18 protein-coding genes, 1 tRNA gene and 1 other annotated feature are annotated in these 16,455 nt (G+C 35.8%); of the genes, 11 read left to right on the forward strand and 8 right to left on the reverse strand.

Annotated features, from left to right (window positions below):
• Window positions 1-105: 105 nt before the first annotated feature.
• The 5 genes from GYM75_RS06085 to hemA form a co-directional block, all read right to left on the reverse strand.
• A complete protein-coding gene (locus tag GYM75_RS06085) occupies window positions 106-1,509 on the reverse strand; it encodes an FAD-binding oxidoreductase (protein ID WP_220215097.1) in 1,404 nt (467 codons plus the stop codon).
• A 273-nt stretch (window positions 1,510-1,782) separates the two neighbouring features.
• Window positions 1,783-1,869 (reverse strand) — tRNA-Leu (locus GYM75_RS06090).
• Between the two features lie 99 nt (window positions 1,870-1,968).
• Entirely contained in the window at window positions 1,969-2,211 is a 243-nt protein-coding gene (locus GYM75_RS06095; RefSeq protein ID WP_220215098.1) for a zinc ribbon domain-containing protein, read from the reverse strand.
• A gap of 123 nt (window positions 2,212-2,334) precedes the next feature.
• Window positions 2,335-2,592 carry a DUF1289 domain-containing protein gene (locus GYM75_RS06100; protein WP_220217291.1) on the reverse strand — a complete coding sequence of 86 codons (258 nt, stop codon included), beginning with the start codon at window positions 2,590-2,592 and terminating at the stop codon, window positions 2,335-2,337.
• A gap of 30 nt (window positions 2,593-2,622) precedes the next feature.
• On the reverse strand, window positions 2,623-3,894 hold the full coding sequence (hemA, locus tag GYM75_RS06105; RefSeq protein ID WP_220215099.1) for a glutamyl-tRNA reductase: 1,272 nt from the start codon (window positions 3,892-3,894) through the stop codon (window positions 2,623-2,625).
• Between the two features lie 173 nt (window positions 3,895-4,067).
• Between hemA and lolB the strand changes: the two genes are divergently transcribed.
• Both lolB and ispE read left to right on the forward strand, forming a co-directional pair.
• Window positions 4,068-4,685 (forward strand): lipoprotein insertase outer membrane protein LolB, encoded by a 618-nt coding sequence (gene lolB, locus GYM75_RS06110; RefSeq protein WP_220215100.1) that lies wholly within the window; start codon window positions 4,068-4,070, stop codon window positions 4,683-4,685.
• 12 nt (window positions 4,686-4,697) lie between these two features.
• Window positions 4,698-5,531 (forward strand): 4-(cytidine 5'-diphospho)-2-C-methyl-D-erythritol kinase, encoded by an 834-nt coding sequence (gene ispE, locus GYM75_RS06115; protein WP_220215101.1) that lies wholly within the window; start codon window positions 4,698-4,700, stop codon window positions 5,529-5,531.
• Window positions 5,532-5,605: 74 nt separating this feature from the next.
• Here the strand turns inward: ispE and GYM75_RS06120 are convergent, their stop codons facing one another.
• Window positions 5,606-6,253 (reverse strand): DUF421 domain-containing protein, encoded by a 648-nt coding sequence (locus GYM75_RS06120; RefSeq protein WP_220215102.1) that lies wholly within the window; start codon window positions 6,251-6,253, stop codon window positions 5,606-5,608.
• Window positions 6,254-6,913: 660 nt separating this feature from the next.
• Between GYM75_RS06120 and GYM75_RS06125 the strand changes: the two genes are divergently transcribed.
• Window positions 6,914-7,324 carry a DoxX family protein gene (locus tag GYM75_RS06125; protein ID WP_220215103.1) on the forward strand — a complete coding sequence of 137 codons (411 nt, stop codon included), beginning with the start codon at window positions 6,914-6,916 and terminating at the stop codon, window positions 7,322-7,324.
• 180 nt (window positions 7,325-7,504) lie between these two features.
• Here the strand turns inward: GYM75_RS06125 and GYM75_RS06130 are convergent, their stop codons facing one another.
• Window positions 7,505-7,795 (reverse strand): isochorismatase family protein, encoded by a 291-nt coding sequence (locus GYM75_RS06130; protein WP_220215104.1) that lies wholly within the window; start codon window positions 7,793-7,795, stop codon window positions 7,505-7,507.
• A 241-nt stretch (window positions 7,796-8,036) separates the two neighbouring features.
• Window positions 8,037-8,162, forward strand: a sequence feature (His leader region).
• A gap of 38 nt (window positions 8,163-8,200) precedes the next feature.
• On the opposite strand from GYM75_RS06130, the gene hisG reads away from it, so the two are divergent.
• Genes hisG through hisIE form a run of 8 tightly spaced genes read left to right on the forward strand, consistent with a single transcriptional unit; the run spans window position 8,201 to window position 15,269 of the window.
• Window positions 8,201-9,100, forward strand: coding sequence for an ATP phosphoribosyltransferase (hisG, locus tag GYM75_RS06135; protein WP_220215105.1), 900 nt, complete (start codon window positions 8,201-8,203; stop codon window positions 9,098-9,100).
• A gap of 3 nt (window positions 9,101-9,103) precedes the next feature.
• Complete coding sequence (gene hisD, locus GYM75_RS06140; RefSeq protein WP_220215106.1) at window positions 9,104-10,405, forward strand: histidinol dehydrogenase; 1,302 nt, start codon at window positions 9,104-9,106, stop codon at window positions 10,403-10,405.
• A 9-nt stretch (window positions 10,406-10,414) separates the two neighbouring features.
• Window positions 10,415-11,473: a histidinol-phosphate transaminase gene (gene hisC, locus GYM75_RS06145; RefSeq protein ID WP_220215107.1), complete on the forward strand. Its 1,059-nt coding sequence runs from the start codon at window positions 10,415-10,417 to the stop codon at window positions 11,471-11,473.
• 8 nt (window positions 11,474-11,481) lie between these two features.
• A complete protein-coding gene (gene hisB / locus GYM75_RS06150; RefSeq protein WP_220215108.1) occupies window positions 11,482-12,549 on the forward strand; it encodes a bifunctional histidinol-phosphatase/imidazoleglycerol-phosphate dehydratase HisB in 1,068 nt (355 codons plus the stop codon).
• The gene (hisH, locus tag GYM75_RS06155; RefSeq protein ID WP_220215109.1) at window positions 12,549-13,136 is read left to right on the forward strand and encodes an imidazole glycerol phosphate synthase subunit HisH; all 588 of its coding nucleotides are present in this window, start codon (window positions 12,549-12,551) and stop codon (window positions 13,134-13,136) included. Before hisB ends, hisH begins: the two co-directional genes overlap by 1 nt.
• A gap of 2 nt (window positions 13,137-13,138) precedes the next feature.
• The gene (hisA, locus tag GYM75_RS06160; protein ID WP_220215110.1) at window positions 13,139-13,891 is read left to right on the forward strand and encodes a 1-(5-phosphoribosyl)-5-[(5-phosphoribosylamino)methylideneamino]imidazole-4-carboxamide isomerase; all 753 of its coding nucleotides are present in this window, start codon (window positions 13,139-13,141) and stop codon (window positions 13,889-13,891) included.
• The gene (gene hisF / locus GYM75_RS06165; protein ID WP_220215111.1) at window positions 13,873-14,649 is read left to right on the forward strand and encodes an imidazole glycerol phosphate synthase subunit HisF; all 777 of its coding nucleotides are present in this window, start codon (window positions 13,873-13,875) and stop codon (window positions 14,647-14,649) included. The genes hisA and hisF overlap by 19 nt, the downstream gene beginning before the upstream one ends.
• A complete protein-coding gene (gene hisIE / locus GYM75_RS06170; protein WP_220215112.1) occupies window positions 14,643-15,269 on the forward strand; it encodes a bifunctional phosphoribosyl-AMP cyclohydrolase/phosphoribosyl-ATP diphosphatase HisIE in 627 nt (208 codons plus the stop codon). The genes hisF and hisIE overlap by 7 nt, the downstream gene beginning before the upstream one ends.
• An 82-nt stretch (window positions 15,270-15,351) precedes the next feature.
• On the opposite strand, the gene cysB is transcribed toward hisIE, so the two are convergent.
• Window positions 15,352-16,323: an HTH-type transcriptional regulator CysB gene (cysB, locus tag GYM75_RS06175; RefSeq protein WP_065558285.1), complete on the reverse strand. Its 972-nt coding sequence runs from the start codon at window positions 16,321-16,323 to the stop codon at window positions 15,352-15,354.
• Between the last annotated feature and the right edge of the window lie 132 nt (window positions 16,324-16,455).

Raw genomic sequence — 16,455 nt, forward strand, 5'->3', positions numbered from 1 at the left:
ATACTGTTATTAACATCATAATATGTTTTTATTTCATCATGTATTTAAAGTTTATATTCTGAAATTATCATTAATAAATAGAGCGTTATCCGCTGGATTAATAAACTATTTATTGTCAGTCAATTCAGTACGGTATCGTTGCAGTAACAAATTACTGAATTTATTATCTGGATCTAATCGATCCTTGAGTTTGAAATATTGCTCCGCTTGTGGATAGGCGCGCTGAAACTGTTCAACCGTTGCATGCAACTGATACGGTAAATAATAGCTTCCTTCATTTGCTAAAGCTAGATCTATTAACTTCCGTGTCCAAATTCCTACTTCATTTTTACTTTTCTCATCCGTTGCCTGCTGATAGTAAATAACAAAGGCAAAAACTTCTTTTTTAGCCCAAGCTAATAGTGAACCACTATCTTGATTTGCATGACGTATAGATATATTGATCACATTAACTTTGTGTTTTTTTAGAATAGATACCAAATCTGGATAGAACTCATCAAATCGTTCAATGGGGATAAAATATTCTTGTAGAACAAAACTTTTATTTTTACTTGCTATCGGATGGAGATTCGAGACATCATAGCTAGCTTCATAGTTACGCCACATAACAGGCTTATTAATATAATCAAAAAAATCATAGGTTTTGCGCAAGTGTTTGCCTAGATCAGATGAAGTGACTAACTTAATTTGTGCTTCTTGTTTACGAGAGTATTGAGAATTAGGCCTTAATCTTTCCAGAATAGTTAAAGGATCTTGCGTTTGTTTGAAGGTAACAGAACGCACTTTCTTATAATCAGGAGGATAAATTATTGCATTATGAAATATGGCATCTTTATCAGAACGAATGTTTTCAACAAAGTACTGGTAATAATTTTTGATTGGCATAACATCACTTACTCGTTTTACTTTAACATTTTCTGCAAGTCGTAACGTTACTTCGGTAATAACTCCCAAACCACCATATCCCCCAATAGCACCATAAAAAATCTCTTGGTTTTCTGTCGGACTTGCCACAACTATTGAACCATCTGCCAGAACTATCTTAATCTTTTCTACAGATAAAATAATAGGGCCTTCCCCAATATACCGTCCATGAACATTAACACTTAATGAACCACCAATACTAAAATTCGCATAACTTTGCATAATTTTGACTGATAAATTATAAGGATCAATTAATTCCTGTACTTGTCGCCAGTTTGCCCCCGTTTCAATGGTTAACAGCTTTTCTGTAGGATCAAAAGAAATCACATGATTCAATTTTTGTGTATCTATTTGAATACCATTTTTAATTGCTGTCTGTCCACCCATACTATATTTTCCACCAGCAATACTGACTGGTCCATCTGTATTTTTGATGAGTTCAGCTACTTGTTGAGTAGATTCAGGTTGGACGATTGATGTAACTTCTACTGGCGTCATTCCGGTTATATCATTAACAACAACCGCATGGGTAGTTAATGATAATGATAGGAAGAAAAACCCAGAAAATAGATTTAAGCATTTCATCTTTTTTATTTTTAAATAATTATTATTCAATTTAGGTTAGTTAATAGTAATGTCTTTGACATAATAATTCTATATTTTTTCATAAGTTTTTTTATATCTATTGTTACAAAGAAAAATGACTAAGCTTTTAGATGGATTGGCAAATTAACCTTAAACTTTTAGACTCTAATTTAAAATGACATTGAAAAGAGATTGGACAATCTACTTTTAATAAAGGTTGAGAATTAAAACTTGAGTAAAAAAATGACTTTTAGATAAAACATGTTGTGGAGTTGGTGCCAGTGGTCGGACTCGAACCGACACGCTTTTAAGGGCGGCGGATTTTGAATCCGCTGCGTCTACCAATTTCGCCACACTGGCATTAGAAGTGTAAATAAGTAAACGTTGGCAATTATACTAAGCTTTGCAATAACTGCAACTGATATTATGATAATGTGCTTTGAATGCCTAAAAAATCAACTACCATTGTCTTTTCCATGCGGGTAATTTTTTTAAAATCACATAGGCTGTTTGTTTCGCAATCGGATAATCAACATTGTGATTTTTGGCATAGCGTAAAGTCACTTCCTGCCATTTTTCATCAAAACTTTTCATTGAACCATTTTCATGTGCACAATATTTACAATAATTTTTTGATAAATCATGTAATGGATAATCAGCGATACAAGTCATTGGCATACCACAGGCAATACACATTTTCATATTAGGGTTCTCGATTAATCTAAATCAACTTATTGAAATGTTACTCTTAACGTTATGACAAAAATCCTACTCCGAGTTTATTTAGATTACAAGATGCTAATAAAAATAGATAATTGCATCATATCAAAAAGTGAGTTCTATTTGTGAATCTGCTTGTTTAGCTGAGTTGATTTTTTGTTGTTGCAACAGAAAATAATAACGTCGTAAAGCGCGTTGTCGACATAAACGTAACACTTCTTGCTTTTGAGAGTCTGTATATTGTAACCAATTGAATCTCTCATTTCTTGAACGATAACATGTTTTACAATATCCTTGTTTGTCTGTTTCACAAACACGTTTGCAAGGACTTTGAATATCAAAAAACTCAATCTGATCCAATATTTAATTCTTCCATTTTACGAACATCTTAAATTAATGTTCTATTAATCCCAAACTTTTGCTAAGAACCTTAAAACAATCATCACAATCATGAGTTGCAGCATGAAGCAATGTTTGAGTTGGTGCATGAATTAACTTATTGGTTAATTGATGAGAAAATTGATAAAAAACGTCATCAACATTAGCTCCTTGCCTAATAGCATTAAGCGCTTTTGTTTCTAACTCTTTTTTTATATTTTCTGCATTACTACGATATCGCTTGATATAATCCACTGCTTGTCGAGCTTTTAACCAATCAATAAAATGTTCTGCTTGTTCATGTATGATATATTGTGCTTCTTTGGCTGCAATTGAACGTTGTTCTAAATTGTTTTCAACTGTTTTATGTAAATCGTCAATGGTATAAAGATTAACATTGCCGAGATTTTTAATTTCCTGTTCGATATCACGTGGCACGGCCAGATCAATAAATAGCATCGGACGATTATTCCTAGCGTGTAAACTCTGCTCAACCATATCTTTTCCTATAACGGGTAAAGGACTTGCTGTTGAGCTAATTACAATATCAACATCTTTCAGCCGATTAGCTATATCTGGTAATGATATGATTTCTGCATCAATCATTGTTGCAAGTTTTAAAGCTTTTTCTCGGGTACGATTAGCAACGATAACGTGTTTAAAACGATGCTGTTTTAAATAACGAGCAATCAGTTCAATTGTTTCACCTGCTCCAACAAGCATAATATTTAATTGTTGAGTGTCCGCAAACAAATTTCGCGCAGCAAGACACGCTGCATAAGCGATTGAAACTGTGTTAACACCAATATTGGTTTCACTTCGCACTAACTTACCAACATGGAAAATAGTTTGAAACAGCTTTTCTAAATTCAAAGATAAACAATGATTTTTTTGCGCGATACTGTATGCTTGCTTGACCTGTCCTAATATTTGGGCTTCACCCAATATCATTGAGTCTATTCCACATGCAACAGACATCAAATGTTCGACAGCTTGTCGCCCTTGGTACCAATATAATATGTGGTGATAATCTTCTATATTAAAATCATGAAAGTGACCAAGCCAATTAATCACAATTTGTTTTAATTTGAGAAAATCTATTTCATTTTCATAACTCAGATAGATTTCAGTTCGATTACAAGTAGACAAAATAACACAACCTTCAACCAAGGGATGTTGAAAAAGGCTATATAGCGCTTTTTCGATAACTTCATTAGGAAAGGCTAATTTTTCTCTTATGGCTATTGGCGCTGTTTTATGATTAACACCTAATATTGTGATTGACATTGCTTGATTTCTTTAACAAAACTTATAATGCTTAATCGGTTATTAAGCGTTTGAATAGACCTATTATACATAAAAAAATAGTTTACGTTAATTCGTGGTTAGTTTTTCTATTATGTCAATTATCAGTTATAATAACCTCAACCTTACGCATATAAACAACTAAGAGTCATAATATGTTTAAATTAAAATACACTCTGATTATATTGCCTTTATTATTATCTGCTTGTCATATCAATAAAAATATAGATAATGCAACCGCTGAAGAACAATGGCAAATTCATCAGCAAGATCTCAAACAAGTCGTTGCTTTTCAAGTTAATGGTAGTATTGCTCATTTTAGTGATAAATCAAGAAATTACGCTCGATTTTTAATCTTACAACAATCTGAAGAAATGTATGAAATTAAAATTACTACCCCTTTAGGTGGGAACATTGTAAGTTTGAAGGCCAATTCAGACTATGCTGAACTGATAGATAGAGACGGTAGACATTATACTGACCGTGATGTTGAAAGTTTAATGAGAAAAATTTCAAACATCAATATTCCTCTTAATTCATTACACAATTGGTTAAAAGGCTTTTCTGATGATACATCTAATATTAAATTAGATAATTCGGGAAGATTAGCTTCTACAGAATTTATGCAAAACGCAAATAAATGGAATTTAACAATTCCAAATTATATGACTCGAAAGTTTAAAAGTAGACAAATTGATCTTCCGGCCACCATCGAACTAAAACATAATGATGAGAAAATTCGCTTAAAAATTGATAATTGGATTTTACGGTAATAAGGATTTTTCATGTATCAATGGCTTTCACCCGCTAAATTAAATTTATTTTTATATATTACTGGGCGTCGTCCTGATAATTATCATAATTTGCAAACACTATTTCAATTTATCGATATGAGTGACAGATTATCTTTCAATCTTCGTGAAGATGATAAGATTAATCTAGTCACTCAATTTAGTGATATCCCTTCAGATAAAAATTTAATTACTCTCGCTGCCCAACGACTAAAATCTTATACTGGTCGACATGAGTTAGGGATTGATATTGCGATTGATAAAATCATTCCTATGGGTGGTGGGCTGGGTGGCGCATCATCGAATGCCGCAACGACGTTAGTTGCACTTAATCAATTATGGAATCTTAATTTATCACGCCAAACATTGATTGAGATTGGTCGTAATATCGGTGCCGATGTACCAATTTTTATCTATGGTCACACAGCATTAGCACAAGGAATTGGCGATCAGTTGCAATCGGTTGAATTTCCGGAATATTGGTATTTGGTCACCTACCCTAATACTGCAATCTCAACAGTCAAGGTGTTTAACGATCCTGATCTTAAGCGAGATACACCTGTTCGAAGCGTTAATGAATTGCTATCCTTAGATCAATTTAGTAACGATTGTGAAGTGGTGGTGCGCAAGCGTTATCCAAAAGTAAACGCAATCATCACTCATCTTTCGCAATTTGCTCCAACACGATTAACTGGCACGGGCGCTTGTGTTTTTACGCAATGTCAATCAAAGGCAGAAGCCGAAAAGCTACAAGATACGTTGATAGACTTTGATGTAAAAAGTTTTGTGACTAAATCGTTAAACAATTCTCCGCTTTATAGCAATTAAATCAAAATTTTCATTCACGGTTATTAACCCTTAACGAAATGGTTAAGGGATTTAATATTATTGTTCTGAATCATTTAATCCACAGAATCACTAGGAATCACATACAAGCGTCGATTATAATATTCAACACAGTACAAACCTTGATAAGTTTTATACCCCTGCCGAGATAATCTCGATTTTAACCATGCTTCACTTTTACCCAAATCCTCTAAAACATCATTTCTTGGTTTTTCATTTTCTAAGACGATAGCAGAAATATCTTTATCCCCTTTTTTAACGACCGTTAATTGTCCATTAGGCTCCAAAATCGCTTTTTCAACAGAATTGATATTAAAGACATTTTTCATCCGCAATAGTACGGCAAAGCTTGATATATCCAGATTTACTGATGTGAAAGCATCCAACTTTATTTTGCCTTTATCCATTAATACGATCGGATTACCAACAATAAAGGCTTTGGCATTTTGGCTATTTTTTTTCAGATAATTCGAGGTGTACATTATTGCCGTCCACATGAGTAATACAATTAAAAAATCATAAACGGTTAATTTAGGGTTATAGATAATACCGCCTGCAATACCACCCAAAATCATGTTACCAATAAAATCGATACTCGACATTTGAGACAATGATGTTTTTCCGGTAATTTTTAAAAACAAAATAATGCAAATAAAGACAACCAATAATTTTAAGGCAATGACTAAAAAATCATAGTAATTCATTTTAGTATTACTCCAATAATTTATTGAACGATATGCATAAAATAGTAATCTTTAAAAGGACTGGAATCGTATTAAATATTTAAAGTTAGAAAAGAGAGTATTAATTATTTAACGTTAGAAATGAATCATAAAGTATAGTTAAGGCATTGTATCACAAACTTTTCAGATAAAACTGCGCTTTTTACTATTACATTATCAATTTAACAGTTTAATGTTTTATTGCGATGATAACGCAACGCAGGGAATAAAGTTTTCACCATATAGGTTTAAATCGATGACAATATTCCGCTCATTGTTTTATAACAATTATGGATGAAATACACCATCACGAATATAACTTTAGTAATCAATAATATTAACGCATGATTTAAACAATCTTATTTTGACTAGCAATTTAAATAATCACATTTTTTTATCTATTTGATTGATGATTTAATAAAAACGATTTGAACTATGTAAAGCTTGCCAGAAAAAAGCAAATTCATCTTTTCATTCAGATAATGTTTTATAAATCGAACAGGTATAACTTTACTAACTATTACCGTTTATGAGACAATCTATGTTGTATTATCCTATTTTTAACCAAGTAATAGCATTGTTTATAATTTTTTACGATTATCAATTGAAGTTATTTTCTAACTTAATATAGGAAAAATAAAAATGAGACAAAATCAAACTGATCTGGCTGCTCTATTTTTACGTATTGCTTTAGGTGTGATGTTTTTGGTTCATGGTTTCACTAAGTTACTTGTCTTTACACCCTCTGGTACAGCACAATATTTTGAATCACTTGGATTTCCCGATTTTGTTGGTTATATCGCCATTGTCTTTGAAATTGGTGGCGGTGCATTACTGTTAGTTGGTATATTAACTCGTGTCATTGCTATTTTAGCCATTATTGAATTACTCATTATCACCGTTATCCATTTTAATAATGGATGGACATTCAGCAATACCGGTGGTGGTTGGGAATACCCTGCTTTTATGGTCATTACCGCTTTCAGTCTTGCACTATTGGGCAATGGTCGTTATAGCGTTTTAGGTCAAAAATATTCTGAACTTATTGAATAGTAGTTTGAATAAATCGTTTTTATTGATGCAATAATTGATAAGGAAGATATCATAAACATAAACGATATCTTCCTGAAATATACTCAATAAAATAAACTTATTTCGTTGGCAGTATTAAATAATAGAAAGTTTTTCCAGCGCCTTTGACATTCAATCCAATCATTCTGTTTTTTTCAAAATTTAATCTATCTTTTTTTGTATGAACTCATGACAATTGATAACTTTTGCAAATCCTGCCAATGCTGACATAAAGCTATAATGGACTTTTTTAGCAGGGATGATTTCATCATTAAATTCAAGATCACGGGTTGTACATGCATCATGAATTAATATCGGTTGATAACCAAGTTCATTGGCACATCGTGTAGTTGAATCCACACACATATAGCTCATCATGCCACAAATGACCAGTTGTTTGACTGAGTATTGTTGTAATTTTTGGTGTAAATCAGTAGTTGAAAAAATTATCACCCCATAATCACGCTGAAAAATATACTCTATAAATTTCGAAAAATTAAGATGATATCGCTTTGTGATAGAAACAATTTATACGTTGTTGAAACAGAATTTAAATTTACAAAAATTTAATAAAAAAACAAAAAAACAGTTGCGAGCAGACTTTTTATGTTATATTTTGTTCAGAAATTAGATTAATAAATCAACTTAATGGTTTTTATTTTATGAATTGTTTTTGCGCTTTTATTACTAAACATCATCATCACCATCATTCCTGAATAGTCTTCGGGCGATTGGTGCTGGAAGACATTTGGTCTTCCGGTGATATCGCGAAAGCAAATAGAAAACCCTCGGAAGATCAAACTTCCGAGGGTTTTTTGTTTGTGGTTTATAAATTTTTTGGATAAGTTGGAGAATAATATGTTGGATAATTCGCGTTTACGCATTGCGATGCAAAAATCTGGTCGTTTAAGTGATGAATCAAAAAAATTGCTGGCACAGTGTGGCATTAAAATTAATCTTCAAGAACAACGCTTAATCGCATTTGCTGAAAATATGCCAATCGATATTTTACGTGTTCGTGACGACGATATTCCCGGTCTGGTTATCGACGGTGTGGTCGATATTGGTATCGTGGGTGAAAATGTTTTAGAAGAAGAAGTACTTGATAGACAAGCGGAAGGGCAAAATCCTCAGTACAAGAAATTACGTCGTTTAGATTTTGGCGGTTGTCGGTTATCCATTGCTGCCCCTCGCGATTTCGATTATACCGGCCCTGAATGTTTAAATAATCTGCGTATTGCCACCACATATCCTCACCTACTTCGTCGTTACCTTGCTGAATACAATGTGACATTTAAAACTTGTTTGTTAAACGGATCGGTGGAAGTTGCCCCTCGAGCAGGATTGGCTGATGTTATTTGTGATTTAGTTTCAAGTGGCGCCACCCTTGAGGCGAATGGTTTACAAGAAATCGAAATTATCTATCAATCCAAAGCATGTTTAATTCAACGACAAGGCGAAATGCCACCAATTAAGCAAGCGCTGATTGATAAAGTCATGACACGTATTCAAGGGGTAATACAAGCTCGCGAATCAAAATATATTATGTTACATGCCCCAACACAGGTATTAGATCAAGTGGTTGCCTTGTTACCGGGTGCTGAAAATCCAACAATATTACCGCTAACTGGCGAACAAAATCGAGTCGCGTTACATATGGTTAGTAGTGAATCGCTATTTTGGGAAACCATGGAAAAACTAAAAGCATTAGGTGCAAGCTCAATTCTTGTATTACCAATTGAAAAGATGATGGAGTAAAGTATGAAACTCTCTTATTGGCAACAATGTTCAGAACAAGAACAAACCGCTTTATTGACTCGTCCAGCTATGACTGCATCAGACTCAATTAGTCAATCTGTTGCAGATATTTTAGATCAAGTTAAGCAATATGGTGACGAAGCGTTAAAAGCCTTAAGTAACAAGTTTGATAAAGTTCAAATTAATCAGATTAAATTAAGCAACAGTGAAATTAAAATGGCAATCGATCGGGTTAATCCTGATTTAAAACAAGCTATGCAATTAGCTGTTGGCAATATTAAAAAATTTCATCAAGCGCAGGTTAAACAGACAGTAACTGTTGAAACAATGCCCGGCATTACATGTCAACTTGTAACCCGACCAATCAATTCAGTTGGACTCTATATTCCAGGGGGATCTGCGCCGTTGTTATCTACCGTATTGATGCTTGCCATACCCGCTAATATTGCAGGTTGTCGCAAAGTGATACTTTGTTCACCCCCACCAATAGCGGATGAGATCTTATATGCCGCTGAGCTGTGTGGCGTTACCGAAATTTATCAACTAGGTGGTGCCCAAGCTATTGCTGCCATGGCATTTGGTACAGAGTCTGTGCCTAAAGTAGACAAAATTTTTGGCCCCGGTAATGCTTATGTAACAGAAGCAAAACGTCAGGTAAGCCAACGCCTTGATGGTGCTGCAATTGATATGCCTGCGGGGCCATCCGAAGTGCTCGTTATTGCAGATAGTTCAGCTAATCCTGCATTTATTGCTGCTGATTTGTTATCACAAGCTGAACACGGCCCCGATTCACAAGTTGTACTCCTTACTCCCGATGAAAAAATGGCTCAAGCAGTATCATTAGAAGTCGATAAGCAGCTTGCACAATTATCACGGCAAGCTATTGCCGAGAAAGCGTTACAAGCAAGTCGACTTATTGTCACTCAAGATTTAGAACAATGCGTTGCAATCAGTAATCGTTATGGGCCAGAACATTTAATCATTCAAACCCAAAATGCCGATGAACTTGTCGATCAGATAACCAGTGCTGGCTCTATTTTTCTTGGTGACTGGTCGCCTGAATCAGCTGGCGATTATGCGTCGGGTACTAACCATGTATTACCGACTTATGGTTACACTGCTACCTACTCCAGTTTAGGATTAGCTGACTTTCAAAAACGGATGACAGTTCAAAAGTTAACACCTGAAGGGTTAAAAGCCATTGGTAACGCAGTAGAACTAATGGCGCAAGCAGAACAACTCACAGCACACAAACAAGCTGTTACATTGCGTTTAGCTGTATTAAATCAAACGAATCAAAGGTAGGTATAGCAAATGGATATTAATCAATTAGTGAGAAAAAATATACAAAAATTGACACCCTACCAATCCGCTAGACGTATTGGCGGTCAAGGTGATGTTTGGCTTAATGCAAATGAATACCCTGTTGCGCCACATTTTGAGTTAACACAGCAAACATTAAATCGTTATCCGGAACCGCAACCACAGCAAGTGATTAGGGGCTATGCACAATATGCCGGTGTACAACCCGATCAATTACTTGTCAGTCGAGGAGCAGATGAAGCGATTGAACTTTTGATGCGAGCATTTTGCGAGCCTGAACAAGATAGTATTTTATATTGTCCGCCGACATATGGTATGTACCAAGTTAGTGCTGAAACATTGGGTATAAAAACTAAGATCGTTCCGACAACAAAAGATTGGCAACTCGATCTTAACGGTATTGAACAAAATCTTGAGAATGTTAAGTTAATTTATGTCTGTTCACCGAATAACCCAACTGGTAATTTGATCAACGCTGAAGATATTAAATCCCTGCTTAATATGGCCCAAGACCGTGCTTTAGTTGTTATTGATGAAGCTTATATTGAATTTTCACCACAATCATCGGTAGTCAGTTGGCTAACTAATTATCCACACTTAGTGATTTTACGAACTTTATCTAAAGCATTTGCATTAGCAGGGTTACGCTGTGGATTTACGATTGCGAACAAACCCGTCATTGATACTCTTCAAAAAGTCATTGCCCCTTATCCATTAGCCACACCTGTAGCAGATATTGCCGCACAAGCACTGAGTAAAGACGGTATCAATACGATGAAGTTAAATGTTCAATATCTTAATGACCAAAAACAAAAATTTGCCGATCAACTCACCCAATTATCCCTGGTTGAAAAAGTTTACCCAAGCTGGTCTAACTATTTGTGTGTTAAATTTCAAGATGATAAAGATGTCTTTAATAACCTTTGGAATCAAGGAATTATTTTACGAGATCAAAGTAAATCAATGGGTCAAAAAAACATTATACGCATTTCCATTGGTACTCAAATTGAATGTGATGCGGTTATAACAGCACTTAAAACGATAGAATAGGAGTCATCATGTTACAAAAATATTTATTTATCGATCGGGATGGTACCTTAATTACTGAACCGCCTATTGATTTCCAAGTTGATCGTTTTGAAAAACTTGCTTTTGAGCCTAATGTCATACCGGCGTTACTCAAACTACAAGCCGCAGGCTTTAAATTGGTCATGGTGACCAATCAAGATGGACTAGGAACCAGTCGCTACCCACAAGCTGATTTTGATGGTCCACATAATCTAATGATGCAAATCTTTCAATCACAAGGTGTGAACTTTGAAGAAGTACTTATCTGTCCGCATTTTCCTGAAGATAATTGCCAATGTCGAAAACCCAAAATTCAATTAGTGCTACCTTATTTGTCTAGCGGTAAATTAGATAAAACCAATAGTTATGTTATAGGTGACAGGGTCACAGATATACAACTCGCTGAAAATATGGGAATTAATGGACTCCATTATCACCCAACACATTTAAATTGGAACGAGATTGCGCAACGATTAACCACAGCCGATCGTTATGCAAAAGTTGAACGACACACCAAAGAAACCAACATACTGGTTGAAGTTTGGTTAGACCGACAAGGTGGAAGCCAAATCAATACCGGCATCGGTTTTTTTGATCATATGCTTGACCAAATTGCGACCCATGGAGGAATTAAGCTTAATATCCAAGTGAAAGGTGATTTGCATGTTGATGATCATCATACTATTGAAGATACAGGACTTGCTCTAGGCGAAGCATTGAAAATTGCCCTTGGCGATAAACGAGGTATTGCTCGCTATGCGTCGGTAATTCCTATGGATGAATGTTTAGCGAAATGTTCAATGGATATATCTGGTCGTCCTTATTTGAAATTCAATGCGCAATTTTCTCATCAAAAGGTGGGCGATATGAGTACGCAAATGGTTGAACACTTTTTTTACTCCATAAGTTATGCCATGGGTATTACCCTACATATCGAAACCGAAGGCGATAACGATCATCATAAAGTGGAAAGTCTATTTAAAGCTTTTGCCCGAACGTTAAAACAAGCGATCAAAATCGAAAGTGACAGATTACCCAGTTCAAAAGGAGTGTTGTAATGAACATTGTGATTTTAGATACGGGTTGCGCTAATCTTTCTTCGGTTAAATATGCGATTGAAAGATTAGGATACCAACCTATTATCAGTCTGGAACCTGATATCGTGCTTAACTCTGATAAGCTTTTGTTACCGGGTGTTGGTTCAGCTTCAGCTGCAATGCAGAAATTAAAAGAACGCAACTTAGTCGAGCTTATTAAAGTGTGCACCCAACCTGTTTTAGGCATTTGCCTTGGCATGCAATTATTGGCTCAGTACAGTAATGAAGGTCATGTTGATACATTGGGAATAATAAACGAAAAAGTGATTAAAATCCCCGATTGTGGACTACCACTGCCTCATATGGGGTGGAATAAAGTCTACCCAAAAGCCGGACATCATCTATTTCGAGATATTCCAGATGGTGCTTATTTTTACTTTGTTCATGGATACGCGATGCCATTATGCTCAGCAACTATTGCAGAAACCAATTACGGCGAAAACTTTACCGCTGCCGTGCAAAAAGACAACTTTTACGGTGTTCAATTTCATCCCGAGCGTTCTGGCTTAGCCGGTGCAAAATTGCTCAAAAACTTTCTGGAGATGTAGTCATGAGTGCCTATCCTACTATCATACCTGCACTGGATTTAATCGATGGCACTGTTGTTCGATTACATCAAGGTGATTATGATCTCAAACGTGATTATGGCAATAACCCACTACTGAGATTACAAGACTATCAAAACCAAGGAGCCAAGCTGTTACATCTTGTTGATTTAACCGGCGCAAAAGATCCCAATGCTCGACAAATATCCTTAATTAAAACCTTAATTGCGGGTGTACAAGTTCCCGTTCAAGTTGGTGGAGGTATTCGTACAGAAGAGGATATCAAAGCCCTACTTGCCGCAGGTGCCACTCGAGTAGTCATCGGTTCAACAGCCATTAAACAACCTCAACTTGTTAAGCAATGGTTTAACACTTATGGTGCAGATGCATTAGTGTTAGCGCTCGATGTACGAATTGATGAGCAAGGTAACAAATATGTCGCTATTCATGGTTGGCAAGAGAATTCGAATCAAACACTTGAGCAGGTGATTGACGATTATCTACCTTATGGTTTGAAACATGTGCTTTGTACCGATATATCTAAAGATGGGACACTTAGTGGTTCCAATGTGAAACTCTATCAAGAAATAAGTCAACAATTTCCACAAATCGCGTTTCAAGCATCGGGGGGAATCGGACAATTAACAGACGTACAAGCACTACAAGAAAGTGGTGTTGCCGGTGTAATTGTCGGTCGTGCATTGCTTGAAGGTAAATTTACAGTTCAGGAGGCAATTTCATGCTGGCAAAAAGGATAATCCCTTGTTTAGATGTTCGTGACGGTCAAGTGGTCAAAGGGGTACAGTTTCGCAATCATGAGATCATCGGCGATATTGTACCTCTAGCCAAAAGATATGCTGAAGAAGGTGCTGACGAGCTGGTTTTTTATGACATAACAGCATCTTCTGACGGGCGTGTGGTCGATAAAAGTTGGGTTGCCAAAGTTGCAGAAGTGATTGATATTCCTTTTTGTGTGGCTGGCGGTATTAAAACCGTCGAAGATGCCGGGCAAATATTAACCTTTGGTGCGGATAAAATATCGATTAACTCCCCTGCTTTAGCTAACCCTGATTTAATTACGGAGTTAGCCAATTGTTATGGTGTGCAGTGTATTGTAGTTGGGATTGATACTTGGTACGACCAAGAAACTGACAACTACCATGTCTATCAATTTACGGGCGATGAAAAACGTACCGTTGCAACCAAATGGAATACCCTAGATTGGGTTAAGGAAGTGCAGAAACGAGGCGCCGGTGAAATCGTACTCAATATGATGAATCAAGATGGCGTTCGTCATGGGTATGATCTTAAACAACTAAAAACGATACGCAAAGTTTGCCATGTTCCATTAATTGCTTCAGGTGGTGCAGGCACAATGACGCACTTTTTAGATGCTTTTCAAGATGCTGGTGTGGATGGTGCTTTGGCTGCGTCAGTATTTCATAAACAAATTATTAATATTGCAGAACTTAAACAGTATTTAGCTAACCACGGAGTAGAGATTCGATTATGTTAGTTTCCAATTCAGACAACCAATTAGACGCGAGTCAGCTTGATTGGCAAAAAGTGAATAACTTAATGCCTGTTATTATTCAACACTATGTTTCAGGTGATGTGTTAATGCTTGGCTACATGACGCCAGAAGCCCTTAAACAAACCCAAACTAGTGGAAAAGTAACCTTCTATTCACGAACTAAAAAACGGCTATGGACGAAAGGCGAAACCTCAGGACATTTTTTAAATGTAAAAAGCATTTCAACCGATTGTGATAACGATACCCTACTGATTTTAGTGGATCCAATTGGCGCTACGTGTCATACCGGTAGCAACAGTTGCTTTGCTAAGGCAAAAACGGTATGGGGGTTTTTATATCAATTAGAACAGTTGCTTGCTGCACGTAAAAATGCCGATCCTCAGTCATCATATACCGCAAAACTTTATCATGATGGCACCAAGCGTATAGCGCAAAAAGTGGGCGAAGAAGGCGTTGAAACCGCGCTGGCTGCCACCGTACATGACCGAGAAGAACTTAAAAATGAGTCAGCGGATCTGATCTATCATTTGTTAGTTTTATTACAAGATCAAAATCTGTCCCTTCAAGATGTTATCGGTATACTAAAAGCTAGACACAAATAAAACGATACAATAAAGTGCGAAAACCTCGCACTTTACTCAATATTTATTCGGAATAATTTACCGAATGTCAGTCATCAATGACCTAACAAATTGGCAATTTCACACCATTAAACATCGCTTGTACTTCAACATTGTTATCACAAAGAATCAGTCTATCAACCGTTTGTCTATTTAAATGGGGTGAAAATTGACTGATGAAATCGTACATATAGCTACGTAAAAAGAGTGACCGAGCAAAGGCAATATAAGTTGTACTATAAGGAAATATATGACCTGCATTAAGCACGACAAAATCGCTATCGATGTTTTCATTGACTGCCATTTTCGCCACAATGCCAACCCCTACACCCAATTTAACATAAGTTTTAATTAAATCCGCATCTGTTGTGCTAAATACAATATTGGGTAATTGTTTGGCATTAATAAACGCCTGATTTAAATCTGATCCATCATTAGAAAAATCATAGCTGACTAAAGGATATTTTGATAACTCTTCAATTGAAATCATATTACTTTTAGCCAAAGGATGATCCTTCATGACAATCACAGCTTGATTCCAATGGTAGCAAGGTAAAGCGATCATATCATCACTTAACTGCGAAAGATCGGTAATTATCGCAAAATCAGCTTGACCGGTTTGCGCTTGCAATAGACATTGTTGAGACGATCCTTGCTCCATGTGCAAAATAATATGAGGATACTGTTGCATAAACTTTTGGATGACAACTGGCAAGGTATAACGGGCTTGCGTATAGGTTGTTGTGATGGTTAAAGAACCTTGATTTGGCTGACTGAACTCTTTAGCAATAATTTTGATATCTTTCGATTTATTGAGGATTTCTTTAGCTAATGCAATGATTTTTTCGCCTACCGGTGTCACTTCTGAAAGATGTTTTCCTACACGGGTAAAAATTTGGACGCCTAATTCATCCTCTAATAATTTAATCTGTTTGCTTATACCAGGCTGCGATGTATAAAGTTTTTCGGAGGTTAGCGAAACATTGAGATCGTTGTTCACCACTTCGACAATATAACGTAATTGTTGCAATTTCATGACAAAGGCTCCTTTAACTCTATACACTTCCCTCTTGATTAATACGTATTAAAAAGAGGGAAATTATAAGGTAATTCCTTTCACACTTTAGCACAAACAAACACACGACTTTATACTAAAACGTATACTTAA

It is taken from the genome of Gilliamella sp. ESL0441 (genome assembly GCF_019469185.1).
Lineage (GTDB): Bacteria > Pseudomonadota > Gammaproteobacteria > Enterobacterales > Orbaceae > Gilliamella.